This is a genomic window from Microbacterium sp. MMO-35, assembly GCF_037147555.1.
Lineage (GTDB): Bacteria > Actinomycetota > Actinomycetes > Actinomycetales > Microbacteriaceae > Microbacterium.
Genome location: NZ_JBBCVH010000009.1, coordinates 108,462 through 124,586, shown reverse-complemented (window position 1 = coordinate 124,586; position 16,125 = coordinate 108,462). Strand labels below are relative to the sequence as shown.

General features: G+C 67.6%; 21 protein-coding genes. 7 read left to right on the top strand and 14 right to left on the bottom strand.

Features of this window, described 5'->3' with window-relative positions; translation table 11 throughout:
• Positions 1-874 precede the first annotated feature (874 nt).
• The 8 genes from WFJ01_RS16425 to WFJ01_RS16390 all read right to left on the bottom strand — a co-directional run bounded on the left by WFJ01_RS16425 (position 875) and on the right by WFJ01_RS16390 (position 5,585).
• The gene (locus WFJ01_RS16425; RefSeq protein WP_336629673.1) at positions 875-2,383 is read right to left on the bottom strand and encodes a DNA primase family protein; all 1,509 of its coding nucleotides are present in this window, start codon (positions 2,381-2,383) and stop codon (positions 875-877) included.
• The gene (locus WFJ01_RS16420; RefSeq protein WP_336629672.1) at positions 2,367-3,014 is read right to left on the bottom strand and encodes a hypothetical protein; all 648 of its coding nucleotides are present in this window, start codon (positions 3,012-3,014) and stop codon (positions 2,367-2,369) included. Before WFJ01_RS16420 ends, WFJ01_RS16425 begins: the two co-directional genes overlap by 17 nt.
• A gap of 3 nt (positions 3,015-3,017) precedes the next feature.
• The gene (locus WFJ01_RS16415; RefSeq protein ID WP_336629671.1) at positions 3,018-3,248 is read right to left on the bottom strand and encodes a hypothetical protein; all 231 of its coding nucleotides are present in this window, start codon (positions 3,246-3,248) and stop codon (positions 3,018-3,020) included.
• A gap of 297 nt (positions 3,249-3,545) precedes the next feature.
• A complete protein-coding gene (locus tag WFJ01_RS16410) occupies positions 3,546-4,088 on the bottom strand; it encodes a hypothetical protein (RefSeq protein ID WP_336629670.1) in 543 nt (180 codons plus the stop codon).
• Positions 4,085-4,519, bottom strand: a complete 435-nt coding sequence (locus tag WFJ01_RS16405) for a hypothetical protein (protein WP_336629669.1) — start codon at positions 4,517-4,519, stop codon at positions 4,085-4,087. Before WFJ01_RS16405 ends, WFJ01_RS16410 begins: the two co-directional genes overlap by 4 nt.
• A 30-nt stretch (positions 4,520-4,549) precedes the next feature.
• Positions 4,550-4,876, bottom strand: a complete 327-nt coding sequence (locus WFJ01_RS16400; RefSeq protein WP_336629668.1) for a hypothetical protein — start codon at positions 4,874-4,876, stop codon at positions 4,550-4,552.
• Positions 4,876-5,118 (bottom strand): CopG family transcriptional regulator, encoded by a 243-nt coding sequence (locus tag WFJ01_RS16395; RefSeq protein ID WP_336629667.1) that lies wholly within the window; start codon positions 5,116-5,118, stop codon positions 4,876-4,878. The genes WFJ01_RS16400 and WFJ01_RS16395 overlap by 1 nt, the downstream gene beginning before the upstream one ends.
• 215 nt (positions 5,119-5,333) lie before the next feature.
• Complete coding sequence (locus WFJ01_RS16390; protein WP_336629666.1) at positions 5,334-5,585, bottom strand: hypothetical protein; 252 nt, start codon at positions 5,583-5,585, stop codon at positions 5,334-5,336.
• Between the two features lie 435 nt (positions 5,586-6,020).
• On the opposite strand from WFJ01_RS16390, the gene WFJ01_RS16385 reads away from it, so the two are divergent.
• A complete protein-coding gene (locus WFJ01_RS16385; RefSeq protein ID WP_336629665.1) occupies positions 6,021-6,245 on the top strand; it encodes a helix-turn-helix domain-containing protein in 225 nt (74 codons plus the stop codon).
• A 46-nt stretch (positions 6,246-6,291) separates the two neighbouring features.
• Complete coding sequence (locus WFJ01_RS16380) at positions 6,292-7,425, top strand: hypothetical protein (RefSeq protein ID WP_336629664.1); 1,134 nt, start codon at positions 6,292-6,294, stop codon at positions 7,423-7,425.
• Positions 7,426-7,547: 122 nt separating this feature from the next.
• Here WFJ01_RS16380 and WFJ01_RS16375 read toward each other — a convergent pair whose 3' ends face one another.
• Entirely contained in the window at positions 7,548-8,321 is a 774-nt protein-coding gene (locus WFJ01_RS16375; RefSeq protein ID WP_336629663.1) for a hypothetical protein, read from the bottom strand.
• A gap of 337 nt (positions 8,322-8,658) precedes the next feature.
• Here WFJ01_RS16375 and WFJ01_RS16370 point away from each other — a divergent pair, with 337 nt between their 5' ends.
• Positions 8,659-9,054 carry a DUF6855 family protein gene (locus WFJ01_RS16370; RefSeq protein ID WP_336629662.1) on the top strand — a complete coding sequence of 132 codons (396 nt, stop codon included), beginning with the start codon at positions 8,659-8,661 and terminating at the stop codon, positions 9,052-9,054.
• A 24-nt stretch (positions 9,055-9,078) separates the two neighbouring features.
• Here the strand turns inward: WFJ01_RS16370 and WFJ01_RS16365 are convergent, their stop codons facing one another.
• The 5 genes from WFJ01_RS16365 to WFJ01_RS16345 form a co-directional block, all read right to left on the bottom strand.
• Entirely contained in the window at positions 9,079-9,996 is a 918-nt protein-coding gene (locus WFJ01_RS16365) for a TolB family protein (protein WP_336629661.1), read from the bottom strand.
• A gap of 13 nt (positions 9,997-10,009) precedes the next feature.
• Positions 10,010-10,285, bottom strand: a complete 276-nt coding sequence (locus WFJ01_RS16360; RefSeq protein ID WP_251444438.1) for a hypothetical protein — start codon at positions 10,283-10,285, stop codon at positions 10,010-10,012.
• 96 nt (positions 10,286-10,381) lie between these two features.
• Positions 10,382-11,611: an MFS transporter gene (locus WFJ01_RS16355; RefSeq protein WP_251444436.1), complete on the bottom strand. Its 1,230-nt coding sequence runs from the start codon at positions 11,609-11,611 to the stop codon at positions 10,382-10,384.
• Positions 11,608-12,039, bottom strand: coding sequence for a MarR family winged helix-turn-helix transcriptional regulator (locus WFJ01_RS16350; protein WP_251444434.1), 432 nt, complete (start codon positions 12,037-12,039; stop codon positions 11,608-11,610). Before WFJ01_RS16350 ends, WFJ01_RS16355 begins: the two co-directional genes overlap by 4 nt.
• A gap of 65 nt (positions 12,040-12,104) precedes the next feature.
• A complete protein-coding gene (locus WFJ01_RS16345) occupies positions 12,105-12,902 on the bottom strand; it encodes an IclR family transcriptional regulator (protein ID WP_336629660.1) in 798 nt (265 codons plus the stop codon).
• A gap of 103 nt (positions 12,903-13,005) precedes the next feature.
• On the opposite strand from WFJ01_RS16345, the gene WFJ01_RS16340 reads away from it, so the two are divergent.
• From WFJ01_RS16340 to WFJ01_RS16325, 4 genes are read left to right on the top strand one after another with little or no spacing between them, the layout of a single operon-like run.
• The gene (locus WFJ01_RS16340; protein WP_336629659.1) at positions 13,006-13,815 is read left to right on the top strand and encodes a CoA transferase subunit A; all 810 of its coding nucleotides are present in this window, start codon (positions 13,006-13,008) and stop codon (positions 13,813-13,815) included.
• Position 13,816: 1 nt separating this feature from the next.
• Complete coding sequence (locus WFJ01_RS16335; RefSeq protein ID WP_251444430.1) at positions 13,817-14,461, top strand: 3-oxoacid CoA-transferase subunit B; 645 nt, start codon at positions 13,817-13,819, stop codon at positions 14,459-14,461.
• A 2-nt stretch (positions 14,462-14,463) separates the two neighbouring features.
• Positions 14,464-15,648, top strand: coding sequence for an acetyl-CoA C-acetyltransferase (locus WFJ01_RS16330; RefSeq protein WP_336629658.1), 1,185 nt, complete (start codon positions 14,464-14,466; stop codon positions 15,646-15,648).
• Positions 15,649-15,673: 25 nt separating this feature from the next.
• On the top strand, positions 15,674-16,120 hold the full coding sequence (locus tag WFJ01_RS16325) for a GNAT family N-acetyltransferase (RefSeq protein ID WP_336629657.1): 447 nt from the start codon (positions 15,674-15,676) through the stop codon (positions 16,118-16,120).
• Positions 16,121-16,125 lie beyond the last annotated feature (5 nt).

Below are 16,125 nucleotides of genomic sequence, written 5' to 3'. Positions count from 1 at the left end.
GCGACGTCCCACCTGCCGAGTTCGAGCAGGCGTTCTATGCTGTCCAAGCCGACCGCACTCAGCTGGTGGGAATCAAATAGCGCGAGTCTCCATCAGACCCAGGGCGCTTCATTCCAACTTCACGCTTCGGTTCGGTCATGTTCATTGCCTTTCTGTCGTTCATCGAGATTTCAAAGCCGGAGAGGCGGGGAAGGAGAGCCACACCAAGAGCAACCCACCCCTCCGGCGGTCTATGGGGCGTGCCTTGCTCTGGGATTGGGTTTTCTCGGCCATTCCGTACCGCGTTCCGGGCGTTCCGACCTATCCGGTTGACGAGCCTTAGAGCACCCTTCGCGAGAGTTACCAAGAGAGCTCGGATCGCCCGGAACGGAACCCACGCGGCGTCGTCGCGGGGCGCAGATATCGGTGTCGTGGAGCTCATCCGTCAGGTCGTCGATCCACTGCACTTCCTCCTCGGTTGCGGGTAGCCACCACCCCGGATCGCCCGGAACGACCTCAGGCCGCAGCGCGGCCGCCGCATCGGCACGAGCGAGCTCTTCGCGCGCTCTGGTTACGGCCTCGGGGTCGGTCGGGTCCGGCGAGGGTACGAACGCCACCCGCGGGCGCTGGGCTGTGTGAGCCCCGGCGGCGAGAACGTCGTCGGTAGGACGGGGTGCGCCTGGGGCGGCCAGCACAAGAGCGCGGTCTGGCAAGAGCCGGTGCCACATCTGTGGCCACACCCACCGCCCGCCGTACCGGAACGCCGGACGCCACACGCCCTCGACCACGGACCAGTCCCGGACGGATACGACATCGACGCGCAAGTCGCCGTCCGAGTCGAACCAGGCGACATAGGCGCGTCGCCACTTCTCGGGGCGCATAGGGCGGATATCCATCAGTCGCCCTCCGTGCTCCCGCGCCAGGCCACGCCGATCCACTGAGCCAGCGACTTGCCGACGGGGTCGATATCGGTGCTGGAGTCCTTGAAGTGCGGGCCGCTGCGCATAGGCCGGGACAACTGGCCCTCCTTCACGCGGAGGCGGGCCTTGCGGACGCCGTGATCCTGCGCGAGGTGGTGGTTACCGAAGCGCTCCACGATCAACTCCCCAGCCCACTCCGGTTTGCCGTTGCGGGATAGCCAGGTTCGGAACATCTCGGTCAGGTCGCTGGAGAGGATCGACCTCGCCGGGTCCCAGGTCAGGTACTCCGAGGCGAACGCAAACACATGATCGGCTTGCGCGCGCCACTCCTCGGTGGCCTTCGCGACGGCAGGCGGGGTAGGCGGCAGAATCTGATCCGCGGCGTACCACGCCATCGCGCCCTCGACCAGCCACCGCAACGCTGCCTTCTGCATCGAGCGCTGTCGCGTGCGCTGCTTCAGTTGCGGGTCGCCGTGCTTGTCGAGGCGCTTGTTCCGGAGAGGTTCACCGGGCTTGCGGAACGTGTACGGGAAGCGGACCAGCGCCAGCCGTCGCCATGTGCCGTGGTCGGTCTCGTTGACGCGCGGGGTGTAGTTCGTCGTGATGAACGGCGAATGTGTCGCCCGCCACGTCATCGAGTCCTGACGGATTTTCCTCGCGGTGATCGACTCCGTACCGATGATGTCCTTCAGCCGCTTCACGTTGAGGCGTCCGCCCTCGGGCAGCTCCTCCAGCACAGCCAGCCGGAGCCCGCGAAGATCGGTCAACTCGGTCGGGTGGTCACCGGGGTTCGCGATCAGCACTCGATCCGACACCAGCCCCGCGAACGTCCCGCAGGCGAACCGGATCGCGTCGAAGAAGGTGCTCTTGCCGTTGGAGCCGGAGCCCCGCGAGATCGGCAACAGGTCGTCACTCGGCGGGTAGCCAGTGATCGCCTGCCCGAGCCGCGCTTTCATCCACTCGCGCTCTTCGCGCGGCAACGCCGACAGCGCCAGATTCCAGAACCGTGAGCGCGCGGCGGGGTCGTACTCCGCACGGGCAATCTTGGTGAACCGGTGCGCGGGGTCGTGAGCCAGGAGCTCGCCTGTACGCAGATCGACAACGCCGTTGGCGACGTTCAACAGGTCGTAGGCGGTGTCGAACTCGTCTGCTTCGACCTTCAGGATGCCCTTCAGGAGTCCGGCAACCGAGCGGATCTTGCCGGAGCCGAGCACGACCTCCAGTGACTTGGTGCGACCGGGCGAAGCTCCGTGCAGAATCTCTTCCGCCATGAAGTCGCGCAGAGCAACCCGGACCGCCTCGACCGGCTCCACGTCGGAGCACTCGTCCCAGACCTTGCCGGACCAGTGGAGCCAACCCAGCCCCGGCGCGAAGCAGAACTCGTCGGCCAGCTTCGCGGCGATCATCTCGGCCAGCGGGCCATCCTGCAGAGCCTGCTCAACCGTGGGTTTCTCGCGGGCCAACTTCTTACGCGGCTCGGCCATATCCGACCCTCCAGTTCTTGCGGGGCGTGTACAGCGCAGCGCAGTCCGCCAGACGCTCTGGGTTGATGCGAACGGCCTCCGCCAGCGAGTAGCCCGCGGCGAGATGGTCGTAGACGTCCTTCAGACCGCCCCACGGCCCACGCGCACGCCGAAACTCGATGCGCCCGGACGAGCCGAGGTCGATGAGATGGTCGTGCCGCATCACAGCGTCATGCGCGCCGACTTCCGGATGTTCGACGTCCTTATCCACCCAGATCACGACGTGTGCGGCGTCTCGAAGCCACGCCATCTGCTCACGGGTCACCTTGTTCGCGCCCTGGTGCACGGAGGTCGCGACGTAACCGCGTTCGATCAGCGCATCGGCGTCCTTCTCACCCTCAACCGAGTGGATGATCTCGCCCTCGCGAATAGCTCGGCGCACTGCCGGCAGATTGTAGATCCACCGATCAGCACCCTCGGGCTTGCGCCAGCGATCGATAGGCAGCGCGTTCGGGTTGAAGTACCGGAAGTCCTTGTTCCGCCCGCCAGGCTCGGGATCGAACAGACGATAGCGAACCTTCTGGAACCTCAGCGCACCGTTCTCGTCGGTGAAGTCGTATCGACAGACTTCTTCACGGCGTGAAGCACCCACGACTCACTCCGCGTTCTCGGAGGACGTGTTGTCCACACGGCAGGACTCCAGGTACTCATCAAGCTGCCGCTGGCTGTACTTGACGACGTTGCCGACCAGGAAGTAGTTGATCTTCTTGCCCCAGCGGGCGCGGTCGAGCTGGTGCCTGGACATGCCGGTGTAGTCCATGGCCGCTTCGCGGTCGAAGCCGGGGTGGTCATAGCGACTGTTCGCGTCGCGGGTGTTCTCGGACATGTTGGCGGGCTCCCTCGTGGGTGCCGCGCGCTAAATGCAGAAAGGCGCACGGACTGGGTTCAACACCTTCAGCCGGAATTGGTAAAGGTGGAACCACTCGTCTCGTGCGCCGTCGGTCCGGAGGACTCGTTCGCGAGACTTCTACTTGGCGAAATGATGCCGTTCGAAGTTGTTTGCCGTTAGTGGAACTGCATTTCGATATTCAGTTGGAGTGGCCGTTTTCGTATCAACTCATCCGCGCTCCCGATCAGGAGCCTCGTCAATTCAGTTCCGTATCATTCGCTGCTAAGAACTACTTTACCGTGCGCGCGCCGCGGGAGCGGATTCGTCGTTCGCGGGCGTTCGCAGGGCGTTCTTCGGTGAGTATACACATCGGGCCAGCGCCTCTGACAGACGCACGGTCTGGAAGCGATACTCGTCGTCCTGGGAGGCGACGTCGCACCACCAGGCCACCATGCCGAGCTCGTCGGTGCAGCGGATCAGGTCCAGGCCGAGGAGCGGCACCCGCTGAGCACCCCGCAGACCACCGTGATAGAGGCCTTGCAGATCCCGGGCGACCTTCCATGCGGAGTTGTGCGCGGTGCGCCAAGCGTGGGTGTGCTCCGCGCGATGGTGCCGCCACGCTCCGAGCTGAATCGACGCCGTCGTGACCGGGCCGCGCTGCTGCGGAACCCAGTGCTCGAACGGCTCCGACAGGCTGTAGCGGAGCGTGGCGAGCGCGACGGCGGGCAGCTTCAGCATCGGGGTCTGCGCGGTGTGGCCGAAGTCCGGCTCTCGTGGCGCGTCGTGAGGCGTGCGGAGTTGGATGTCCACGCCGCCGACCGTGCGAGGGGCGCTCACGGGGCGACCCAGGTCGAGGCGGGCATCTTCGCGTAGATCCGCTGCGCATGGGCCACGGGGTCTTCGAGCGCGGCGTCCATCCGGTCTGCGTTCTGCGCCAGGCTCCCGAGCACTCCGAGCTCTCGATCGATGCGCCCCTTGATGTCGCGGTACTCCTTGGCGAGAGCGGTGGTGTCGCCGCCGCGGGCGAGCCGTCGTCCGATGTCCTCCAGGTCTTCGAGGAGGTCGAGGGACAGCCCGACGCGAGGGGCGTTGGCCCGGATGAAACTCTGCGCCTGGTCGATGACGTTCTGCTCGGCAGCGCCGACGCGGTGGAACAGGATGTCGTCCACACGGGCGACCTCCGCGGCCTCCTCGGTGCTGTTGCGGTAGGTGCGCTCGCGGACCTCGCGGCGGGTCCGGTCGATGATGTCGGGGCTGATACTGCTCATGTCGTTCTCCTTGGGTGTTGAGGTTCGAGGTCAGCCACGCCGCAGGCGGCGCTCTTCGGCCTGGCGCAGAGCTTCGGGGCGGGCGGTCTGAGCCAGGCGCTCCTGCGTGGCGCGGCGGGCGTCGTCGGCGGCGAACGCGAATCCGAACTGCTCCTCCACTCGGGCCAGCCCGTGCTGCAACTGTGCAGCCACGTCGGCGTAATCAGCGGATGCGGCCTGGAGTCGGGCGCGCTGCGCGTTGCCGCGGGCCTGGTAGCCGGGCAGGTCGCCGTGGCGCGGGTCCAGGTCGAGACCGCGAGGGTTGCTCGGGGTCTTGGCGGGGCGGCGAGGGCGGCGGTTCCGGTTCTCAGTAGACATCAGTTCTTCTCCTTCTTGTGGGCGGTCGAGCGGGGTCCGGCGGACAGAGTGGTGGGCATGGCAGCGACGACGTGCGCCGGTATCAGGTCGTACGGAGCCAGACCTGTGACCAGCGCCTCTCGCGCGACGGTCGCCTTGGAAACGCCGCTCATCGTTGCCAGCGATTCGAGAGCCGAGTCGACCTCTGGCGGCACCGAGATTTCCAATCTCAGATAGCGCTTGTGCACTTTCCTTTTGGTCATTTCTCTCCTCCGAGGAATAGGGCCGGTTAATTACCCGATCAATTCAACCGCTTCTTTCGGCGGGAACGAGATTCAGGCTGTGCGAAGCGAATAGCGGTCGCCGTCCTGTGGAGGATCGAGCAGGTTGACGCGACAAAGGTCGGCCCTGCAATCAATCGTCCCCAGGTGTGGGCACACTCCGAGGACATATACAGCGGCCGAGTAGCACGCCGGGGCTAGATGACCGCGGGCGTTGCCGCGGCCCGCAATGCGGCAGCGAACTCGACCCGGTGGCCCGGCTGGTTCAAAGACAGCGGCGAGGGGTGCCAGGTCTCGATGACGCGCACGACTGGGCGGCGCAATGAACGGTCCAGATGCTTCTTCCACCCCGATTGTGCGTAGCGTCCGGCGAGGACGACTGTGTCGAGGCGAGGGAGCAACTTCATGAGATCCAGGAGTTCGATGGCACCTTCCGCGATCTCGGCCACATTTGGCTTACGGGGCGGTGCCCAGGTACCACGGGACAATGTTCCACTGGACCACCGCGGCGTGCAGCCCAGCCTGGCTGCGGGCGTGCCACACGTTCTCCGCCGTCTGGTCGTCGTTGTCAACCGAGATGAAACCAGAGCCAGGGCGTGCATTGCCGGCGTTAGTCATCGGACCCGGCGCTTCCAGGAGAAGGAGAACCCGTGCTGCATCACCGCCGTCGGCTGGGTCGAACTGCGGAACGAGAACTCCGCGCCTCTCCTCTAGGGCGCGAGCCCAGTCCCGAAGCGCCTCGATTCGTGGCTCCGTGGCGAGCATGGAAGTGCGCTCGGCAAGCCTCGCGGGATCACTGAGGCCACGAGGCTCGGGCAGGAACACATGTCAGATGGTACTCATAGTCCGTGGACTGATAGACCGCACTCGCCGAACGTGGACTAGTGCCTGTTCCCGCCCACCGCGCCGACTTCGGCATCCGTGTGCGCGAACTGCGTAAGGAACGCGGGTGGTCCCAGGAAGAGCTGGCGCACCAGGCAGATCTCGATCGCTCGTACGTCGGCGGCGTTGAACGCGGACAGCGGAACGTGAGCCTCGACAACATCCACAAGCTGGCAAAGACGCTCGACGTTTCACCCGGAACGCTGTTCGGATGCAACGAGCGCTAATGCGGGGCGATCGCTCGATGTCTGTGGCCTCGGCCATGATGTTTCTGTGACGGTGGAAGAGCGAGCCAAGTGGCTCTCGGAGAAGTCCCTCGCTCGCGTGCGATGGGCGCAGGAGCGCTCGAACTTCCTCGTGGAGGACATCAGCCGCTGGCGAAAACCTGATCCAGCCAGGACTACGATGCACTTCAAAGAAGCCCCCGAATGTGGTTGGTACGTTCGACTTGACGCGGTCGATCCTCCTCCGCGGCTTGACCAATGGGGAATCATGCTCGGGGAGATTGCGCATCATCTGCGTAGCGTGCTGAACACCACGTTGACGCGGATCGTGGAGGCAGAGGGCGGTAACCCGGCGAAAAGTCTGCAGTATCCCATCGCTTACTCACCAGCGAAGTGGCGCGAGGCGAGGAAGAGGGGGCTGCTTAAGGGGTTGCCTGAGCGCGTCGTTCGGGCGGTCTATGCATGCCAGCCGTTCGTCTGGGCGGGGGCATCTGGAACCAGCCCGGAGGACAACGTGCTCTCAGTCCTCGCCTGGTTGAACAACCAGGATAAACACCGTGTTGAGATTCGCGGAGAGTTCTCCGCGTCCTGGGTTGCATACGAGGGCCGCATCATCACGCCGGACGGCACGTCGAGGCTTGTGAGGCCGACGCTTAGATACGACTGGTCCCTGGAGCCAGGAAGTCGAATCATCGATGCTGACACGTCTCCACATGTCGTGGCAGGGATGGCACGGACAACGCTAGACCTGCAGATCGAAGTAATGGTGGCAGACGAGCTAGGTAAGACCACCGTGCTGCAGCGGCTTCTCGAAGAGACTTGGAACGGGTTCCAGCAGGCTCAGGTGGGGCTCATCATGTCTTGGGCAGACGAGAATGCTGACTTCGACAAGTTTGCCGGCGCGACCGATTTCAAGGCCGGTGGCGCGTTCGGCCGGGCAGCGGTTGACTCGACTCACGGGACTGGTACCTGGAATCAAGACATCCAGCGCCGTCAGCGCGTTCGAAATCCATTTGCGCTCGATCACGACCGCAGCGAACCGGTGCCCCGATCTGAGACACAGCGCATCCAACTACCCGAGCTAGCCCTTCCAAGCGAAGAGGTCCGCTGGGACGCCCTCAAAGGTCTCCTGGATGTCCATTCTCCACCCCGAACATGGCGTGGGAACGGGCCCGACCAATGAGCCAGTGGAGACGCTTAGCCGCTCCGCTCACAGCAACTGACCGCTAGCAAGAGAACGCCCCGACTCCGGTAGGCCGGTGAGGTCGGGGCGTTCTTCTCTCCGCAGACGTGCGGGGCGAGTCGTCAGGCGGTCTCGGCTGCTTCTGCCTCGGCTGCCTTTGCCTCGGCTGCCTTTGCCTCGGCCGAGGCCCTGACTGTGATGGGAACGGCGTCGTAGAGGAGGGCAGCTTGGTTGGGTCGAGTGATTAGCTCCTCAACCACGTCAACTATCGTCTGGAAGATCACACCTAGTAGCTGCGCGTCATCGTCGCTGAGGAGCAGCACAATTGCGTCGTCTGGAACTTCCTCAACATGCAACGACTTGTTGCCGACGTGGCGGATCAGAGTGAGAAGCTTGCCCGTCGCGACATTGACCATGGGAATCACGCGCGCGATGTAGTCATCGAGGCGCGAGTTCTCGGGCGCGTCCGGGTCGAGCTTCTTAAGTAGCCGCTCTAGAGTCGCACGCGCAAGCGCTGCGCCAGCACGTTTCGACACGGCGGCAACAGCGCTTGCTTCCTCGTAAAGCTCTCGAACCTCGGGAGGCATGTCCTCACTCGGAAGCGGAGCGGGCGACTGCACTGGGTAGATGAGGGCTTCACTGCGCCAGACCGACCTGTGAGCGCACGATGCGCATTCGCTCATGCGCCACCACGTGTCAACGTCGGTCTCCTCGACGCCTTCGACCTCCTCTCCGCCGAATTCGATATCGCGAGCTGGCTTCCAAGCGACACCGCCGCGCTCGCTCGTCGTCCTATAGACGAGGTCGTGCCACGTCTGGGCCGCAAAGGAGTTGCAGCGCGGGCAGATGAAGCGCTCCCGGTGTAGTTCCGGCTGACGGCTGGCAATGTCGGTCACGGTGCCAACGTAGCGGATGACACCACGCCCTTCTGAACCAGCCGAACGGCTGTGTCGCAGCCGTCGAACCTCGACCGGAAACAGCGCGAAAACAGCGCGCTCTCCGGCCCGCGGCGTCCTGCGACGGCCTGCGCTCGTGGTCCGAAAAGGCCGGATTTCCGCGGATGCCGCAGGTCGGCGCGGTCGCTCGCAGCAGGTCGCGGGCTCATCCCCGCGCTCTCTTAATCAGTGGGTTCTGGGTTCGAGTCCCAGGGGGTGCACCAGTGAGGAAGGCCCGGTCGGAAGAGATTCCGACCGGGCCTTTTGCGTGTCTGCGGTGCTCAGTAGACTCGCGCCCATGACGGATGGGGAGGGGACCGCGGCGAGCCCGTGGCGGCTGCGCACGGCGCCGGGTTCGAGCGAGTACACGATGCACCGCGACGGCGACGAACTCGTCTGCCAGGTCGGGTCGACGACGCTGAAGTATCAGGCGCGCTCCATCGAGGATCTGCATTCTTGGCTCCAGGCCCAGGGGGACTGGGTTCCGCTGGGGGCGGCAGACGAGCAGAAGCCGGCTGCGGAGGGAACCGTGGAGGCGTTCGGCCGGGCGGAGGACAACCCGGTCGGCGGCTGCTACGGGCTGCGCAAGGGGTACCGCGGACGCTTCGGGATGTACCTGCCGCCGCTGCTCGAGCGGCTCGGGCTGGTCGAGCTGGAGCACAACGCGCGGAACAACCGCGTGCGCGCGCTCTGAGCACGTCGCGCGGTCGGGACGGGTTCAGATCCCGTCGGCCTCGCCGGCGGGATAGTCGACGAACGCGAACGCGGATCCGTCCGGCGCCCAGCAGGGCACGTTGATCGTGCCCTGACCGCCGAGGAGCTCGACGATCGTCGTCGGCTCCGCCCAGGAGTCGACGGAGACCAGGCGCAGCTCGACCCTGAGGTCTGCGGGATGCCCTGTGGTGCCGGGCGGGTAGCTGAGGTAGACCGCGACATCCCCCGACGGCGCGACGTGTGGGAACCAGTTCACGCGCTCGTCGAAGGTCAGCTGTTCGAGCTCGGTGCCGTCGGGGCGCACCCGCGCCAGCTGCGCGTGTCCCGGAGCGGGGGAGAACTGCTCGGTGTTGAAGACGATCCACTCGCCGTCCGGCGTCCAGGCGCAGCCGTCCGCGGGCCCCGGATGCGTGGTGACGGCGACGTCGTCCCGTCCGTCGACCCCGATCGTGTGGATCGTCGCCGACGCCCACCAGTTCCCGCGATCGGGGTCGAGCCGCACGTAGCCGAGGCGTGCACCGTCGGGGCTGACGCCGTGCAGGAAGTGCATCCCGCCGTCGTCGGGCGTGACCCGGTGCGCCGGTCCGCCTTCGATCGGGACGGACCAGATGTGCCAGTCCTGGGCGGAGGCGAACACGGTGCTGCCATCCGGCGAGAGCACGTGGTCGTTGTTCGCCTCGGGGAGCCCGATCGCCGCGAGGGGCGTCGGCTCGCCCGTGCCGTCGGCGGGGAGCAGCCAGAGCCGCCCGTCGCCGTTCACGAGGAGCCGCCCGTCGGCGGTCCAGTTCGGCGCCTCGTACCGCCGCGTCGTGGACGCGTGGACCGTGCGGGTCGTTCCCGTCGCGCGATCCCACACCCGGATGCGAGCGGACTGGCCCTGCCGCAGCCCGCCCTCGGGCGCGGGGTCCTGCGCGGTCGTCATCGGCGGGATCCGATCAGACCACGCGCACCGAGAGCAGCTGATATCCCTCGGGCACCTTGGCCTCGAGTGCCGTCATGTCGTCGGCCTCGATCTCCTGCAGGCCGTCGCGACGGACGATCGTGCCCTCGGCCGTGAGGATCGTGTCCTTCTTCGCCATCGCGACCGGGGCCGAGGCGAGCTGCCATCCCGCAGGGGTCTCGGCGGCCAGCAGATCCTGGATCTCGTCGAGCTCCTCGGCCTGCACGGTGTGGGTCTTGGATTCGACGGGGCGGATGACACCGATGAGCATGACTCCAGCGTATGCCCCGGCACGGACGACGAAGCCCGCCCCGCGCACCATCGTGCGGGGCGGGCGGTTCGCGGCGCCTTCGGGTGGCGCAGATCCTCAGGCGGCGTCGCCGATGAGGATCGCTTCCGCATCCTCGGCGACATCGTGCGAACCGCGGTCGATGTGCGCGAGCGCACGACGGCCGAGCAGCACCACGAGCGCCGCGATGAGCACCGACACGCCGGCGAACAGGTACGGGACGGTGTCGCCCCAGAGGTGCGACAGGAGCGCGGCGAGGGGAGGAGCGACGGCGCCGCCGATGAAGCGCACCGCCGAGTAGGCCGAGGAGGCGACCGAGCGGGGCAGGTCCGTCGCCTCCATGACGGCCTCGGTGAGCACCGTGTTCATGATGCCGAGGAGCAGTCCGCCGACGATGATGCAGATCACCAGAGCCATCGGGATCGCCACCAGGATCCCCGCGACGATGAGGTCGAGGGCCAGCAGCGGCAGCACGAACAGGATGATCCGGGTGATCGGCATGCGCCGCAGCAGGATCGGCGCGACCCAGACGCTCGTGACCGCCAGTGCGATGCCCCAGCCGAAGAAGGTGAGGCCGATGCCGATCGCGCTGAAGCCGAGCGGGAACGGCGAGAACGCCAGCAGCACGAAGAAGCCGATGTTGTAGAACAGGGCGGCGACCGCGAGCACGCCCAGTGCGGGCCGCCCGAGCGCCTTGAACGGTGCGGAGAACGGCACGGGCTGGCGCTTCTCGAACGGGCCGCGCAGCAGCGTGAGCACCGCGATGAAGCCGATCGCCATGAGCACGACCACGCCGAAGAACGGACCCTGCCAGGCGACCTCGCCGAGCAGGCCGCCGAGGAGCGGGCCGATCGCGATGCCGAGCCCCAGAGCCGCCTCGTACAGGATGATCGCCGCGCTGGATCCGCCGCTCGCGGCTCCCACGATCGTGGCGAGCGCGGTCGAGATGAACAGCGCGTTGCCCAGGCCCCAGCCGGCCCGGAAGCCGATGATGGCGTCGACGCTTCCGCTGAGCGCGCAGAAGAGCGCGAAGACGACGATGAGGGCAAGGCCGACCAGGAGCGTGGCCTTGGCGCCGATCCGGCTGGAGATCCAACTGGTGAACAGCATCGCCACGCCCGTGACGAGCAGGTAGCTCGTGAACAGCAGCTCGGTCTGCACCGGCGTCGCCTTCAGCGACTCGGCGATCGCGGGCAGGATCGGGTCGACCAGACCGATCCCCATGAACGCGACGACGCAGGCGAAGGCGACGGCCCACACTTGTGCGGGCTGCCTCCAGATCGATGCCGGGGAAGCGGTGGTGCTCAACGTGCTGTCCTTTCCAGAAGCGAGTGGGTGTGCAGGATCTCCGCGGCGCGGGCCAGGTGCTGCCAGTCCGTGTCGTCGAGATCGCTGAATCGCGGGGCGAGGATCCGCTGCAGCTCGTCGCGCCAGGCGTGCAGGGCGCTGCGTCCCGCCGCCGTGATCGTGACCACGGTGGCGCGGGAGTCCTCGGGGTCGGGGGAGCGGAGCACGAGGCCCTCGTGCTCCAGCTGTCCGATCATGCGGGTCATCCCTGGCTGCGTGGTGCGGCTGGCCTTCGCCAGCTCCCCCACGCGCTGTCCATCCCTGCCGTCGAGCAGGCTGAGGGCCCGCCACTGGGCGGCAGGAGCGTCGTTTCCGGCCTCCTGTGCCGCGATGCGGGTGAGCGCGTGCGTCGAGAAGACGATCGACTGCAGGATCTCGCCGTGATTCATAACTGAAGTATATATCTGATGGTATGTAAATGGCAAGCGTCACGCCGTCGACGCACCTGCGTCGCTCAGCGGGAGGCGCGGCCGGCGATGCGTGCGGACAGCTGGTGCGCGTGCGCGAGAAGGGTGCGTCCGAGCGTCGGCAGGCGATCCGGACCGAAGCGGAACTCGACGCCGGTGAGGCTCAGTGCCCACTCCGGGCGCCCGTCGCGGTCGAACACCGCGGCGCCCATGCCCCAGCTGCCCTCGACGATGAGGCCGGGATTGACCGCGTACCCGCGCGCCTTGGTCTCCGCAAGCCGTCGGCGCAGCGGCGTCGCGGCGTGCGTTCGGCCCCAGCGCTCGCCGAGCTCGGGGTGGCGTTCGAGATAGGCATCCACATCGTGGTCGGGGAGGAAGGAGAGGATCGCGAGGCCGGCGCTGGCGACGCCGAGGGGGAACCGCACGCCCTCGCTGAGCACGAAGGAGCGGATGGGGAAGGCGCCCTCCTCGCGCAGCAGGCAGACGGTCTCGTCCGCCCTGCGCACCGAGAGGAACGCGCTCTCCTCGGTCTTCACGGCGAGCGAGCGCACGATGTCGCGCGCGATCTCGGTGATGTCATAGCGCGCCGCGGCCACTGTTCCCATGAGGTACAGCTCGGGACCGGGCATCCACAGGGCGGTGTGCGGATCCTGGTCCACGAGCCCCTCGGCGCGCAGGGCGGAGAGCAGCCGATGTGCGGTCGAGCGGCTGAGGCCCGAGGTCTCTGCGAGTCGCTGCAGAGACGCGCCGTCCGGCGATGCGGTGACGAGGCGGAGCAGTCCGGCGGCGCGCGCGATCGCCTGCGCGCCCGGCACGGTGCGGCGGGACGAGGGCGTCTGTTCCACGATGTGGACGCTACCGAACGCAGCGCCCACATCGCAAGCTCCGGGTTGAGCGGCTCCGCGCCGAAGCGCAGAGTGTGAGGAGGAACACACGAAGGAGTGGCGAGTGATCGACAAGCAATGGGCGTCGGCCGCGGAGGCGGTCGCCGACATCCCCGACGGTGCGTCGCTCGCCGTCGGCGGGTTCGGGCTGTCCGGCAATCCGAGCGCGCTCATCGAGGCCCTGCTCGCACAGGGCACCTCCGGTCTCAGCGTGGTCAGCAACAACTGCGGAGTGGACGACTGGGGCCTCGGCCTGCTGCTGGGTGCGCACCGCATCCGCAAGATGACCTCGTCGTACGTCGGGGAGAACAAGGAGTTCGAGCGCCAGTTCCTCTCCGGGGAGCTCGAGCTCGAACTGACCCCGCAGGGCACGCTCGCCGAGAAGCTGCGCGCCGGCGGATCCGGCATCGCCGCGTTCTTCACGCAGACCGGCGTCGGCACCCAGGTGGCCGAGGGCGGCCTGCCTCGGCGCTATGCCGCCGACGGCTCGGTGGAGGTCGCGTCGCCCGCCAAGGACGTGCGCACCTTCGAGATGCACGGGCAGCCCCGCGAGTTCGTGCTCGAGGAGGCGATCACCACGGACTACGCACTCGTGCACGCGGCGCTCGGCGACCGGCACGGCAACCTGATCTTCAACAAGGCCGCCCGCAACTTCAACCCGCTCGCCGCGATGGCGGGCCGCGTCTGCATCGCGCAGGTCGAACGGCTCGTCGAGCCGGGGGAGCTGGATCCGGATCGCGTGCACCTGCCCGGCGTCTTCGTGCACCGGGTGGTCGAGGTCGGATCCGACATCGAGAAGCGCATCGAGCGGCGCACCGTGCGCCCTTCGACGGGCGCGGGGACCGGATCCGACTCCGGGAACGGGGAGGCCTGACATGGCTCTGACACGGGACGAGATGGCGGCGCGCGCCGCCCGAGAGCTGTCCGACGGCTCGTACGTGAACCTCGGCATCGGGCTGCCCACGCTCGTGCCCAACCACGTGCCCGACGGGGTGACGGTGGTGCTGCAGTCCGAGAACGGCATCCTCGGCGTCGGCCCCTATCCCGAGGAGCAGGCGGTCGACCCCGACCTCATCAATGCGGGCAAGGAGACCGTCACCACCCTGCCCGGTGCGGCGTTCTTCGACTCAGGGCTCAGCTTCGGCATGATCCGCGGCGGCAAGATCGACGCCGCGATCCTCGGCGCGATGCAGGTGAGCGCCACCGGGGATCTGGCCAACTGGATGATCCCCGGGAAGATGGTCAAGGGCCCCGGCGGCGCGATGGATCTCGTGCACGGTGCGGGACGGGTGATCGTGCTGATGGAGCACGTCGCCAGGGACGGGTCGGCGAAGATCGTCGACGAGTGCTCCCTCCCGCTCACCGGCCGCGCGGTCGTGCACCGGATCATCACCGATCTGGCCGTGATCGACGTCACCCCCGAGGGGCTGCGCCTCGTGGAGCTCGCGCCCGGGGTGAGCGTGCAGGATGTGAAGGATGCGACCCAGCCCCCGCTGCTCGTCGCCGAGGGACTGGAGTGATCATGGGTGCAGAGGACATCGTCATCGTGGCTGCGGCGCGCACGCCGCAGGGCCGCTTGAAGGGGCAGCTGGCGTCGTTCACCGCGCCGCAGCTCGGAGCCCTGGCGATCCGGGGCGCGCTGGAGCAGGGCGGGGTGGACGCGGCGGACGTCGACGCGGTCATCGTCGGTCAGGTCCTGGCCGCGGGGTCGGGGCAGAACGCCGCCCGGCAGGCCGCGATCGGAGCCGGCATCGGATGGGACGTGCCGGCGCACTCGGTGAACAAGGTGTGCCTGTCGGGGCTCACCGCGATCATCGACGCCGCCCGCATGATCCGCACCGGCGACGCGCGCACCGTGGTCGCGGCCGGCATGGAGTCGATGACCCGCGCACCGCACCTGCTGATGGGCTCGCGCGACGGCTGGACTTACGGGTCCGTCGAAGTCCTCGACCACATGGCCTACGACGGCCTCACCGATGCCTACGACGCCGAGAGCATGGGCGCGTCGACCGAGCGGCACAACCCGCGCTTCGGCCTCACCCGCGAGGCGCAGGACGAGGTCGCGGCCCGCTCGCACCAGCGCGCCGCCGCAGCACGCGAGGCGGGGGTGTTCGACGCGGAGATCGTGCCGGTCACCGTGCCCCAGCGCCGCGGCGAGCCCCTGGTCCTGACGGCGGACGAGGGCATCAGGCCGGAGACGACCGTCGAGACGCTCGCCGGGCTCCGTCCGGCGTTCGCCGAAGGCGGCTCGATCACCGCGGGCAACTCCTCGCAGATCTCCGACGGCGCTTCGGCGGTCGTCGTCACCACGCGCGCCGAGGCCGAGGCCCACGGCTGGCCGGTGCTCGTCACGGTCGGCGCCAGCGGACAGACCGCGGGCCCCGACAACTCGCTGCAGGAGCAGCCGGCGCACGCCATCCAGCGCGCCCTCGACAAGCAGGGGATCACGGCGGCGGACGTCGACCTGGTCGAGATCAACGAGGCGTTCGGGGCCGTGGTCGCCCGCTCGGAGGCGGTGCTCGGCCTGGATCCGGAGATCGTCAACGTCCACGGCGGCGGCATCGCGATCGGCCACCCGATCGGCGCGAGCGGCAACCGGCTCGCCGTGCACATGGCCCACGAACTGGTGCGTCGCGGATCGGGCACCGCCGTGGTGGCGCTCTGCGGCGGAGGCGGTCAGGGCGAGGCGCTGATCCTCACCCGCTGAGGAACCGCTCCCGTAGGATCGGCGCATGACGACGATCCATGCGCTCACGGCGGCCGACCGGGACGACTGGCTGCCCCTGTGGCAGGCGTACCTGACGTTCTACGAGACCCCGCTCGCGGAGGACGTCACCGCGTCGACCTTCGCTCGGATCGTGGATCCCGCCGGCGACATCCACGGGGCGATCGCGCGCGACGACGACGGCCGCGCGGTGGGCATCGTGCACTGGCTCGCGCACCCCTCGACCTGGTCGACGCGCCACTACACGTATCTCGAGGACCTGTTCGTCGACCCCTCGGTCCGCGGCGGCGGCGTGGGACGCGCCCTGATCGCGCATGTGACCGAGGCGGCGCGTGCGGCCGGCAGCGACAAGGTCTACTGGCTCACCGCCGAGACCAACACGACGGCGCGGGGCCTCTACGACCGGGTCGCCTCCCGCAGCGGGTTCATCCACTACGAGATCGATCTGGTCTGATCGAA

Excerpts from the sequence above, each read along its gene's own strand:
- WFJ01_RS16370 (WP_336629662.1), top strand. The coding sequence starts at position 8,659 with ATGACGGATGGGGAGGGGACCGCGGCGAGCCCGTGGCGGCTGCGCACG.
- WFJ01_RS16360 (WP_251444438.1), bottom strand. The coding sequence starts at position 10,285 with ATGCTCATCGGTGTCATCCGCCCCGTCGAATCCAAGACCCACACCGTG.
- WFJ01_RS16415 (WP_336629671.1), bottom strand. The coding sequence starts at position 3,248 with ATGTCCGAGAACACCCGCGACGCGAACAGTCGCTATGACCACCCCGGC.
- WFJ01_RS16405 (WP_336629669.1), bottom strand. The coding sequence starts at position 4,519 with ATGAGCAGTATCAGCCCCGACATCATCGACCGGACCCGCCGCGAGGTC.
- WFJ01_RS16425 (WP_336629673.1), bottom strand. The coding sequence starts at position 2,383 with ATGGCCGAGCCGCGTAAGAAGTTGGCCCGCGAGAAACCCACGGTTGAG.
- WFJ01_RS16330 (WP_336629658.1), top strand. The coding sequence starts at position 14,464 with ATGGGTGCAGAGGACATCGTCATCGTGGCTGCGGCGCGCACGCCGCAG.
- WFJ01_RS16395 (WP_336629667.1), bottom strand. The coding sequence starts at position 5,118 with ATGACCAAAAGGAAAGTGCACAAGCGCTATCTGAGATTGGAAATCTCG.
- WFJ01_RS16335 (WP_251444430.1), top strand. The coding sequence starts at position 13,817 with ATGGCTCTGACACGGGACGAGATGGCGGCGCGCGCCGCCCGAGAGCTG.
- WFJ01_RS16400 (WP_336629668.1), bottom strand. The coding sequence starts at position 4,876 with ATGTCTACTGAGAACCGGAACCGCCGCCCTCGCCGCCCCGCCAAGACC.
- WFJ01_RS16350 (WP_251444434.1), bottom strand. The coding sequence starts at position 12,039 with ATGAATCACGGCGAGATCCTGCAGTCGATCGTCTTCTCGACGCACGCG.
- WFJ01_RS16365 (WP_336629661.1), bottom strand. The coding sequence starts at position 9,996 with ATGACGACCGCGCAGGACCCCGCGCCCGAGGGCGGGCTGCGGCAGGGC.
- WFJ01_RS16325 (WP_336629657.1), top strand. The coding sequence starts at position 15,674 with ATGACGACGATCCATGCGCTCACGGCGGCCGACCGGGACGACTGGCTG.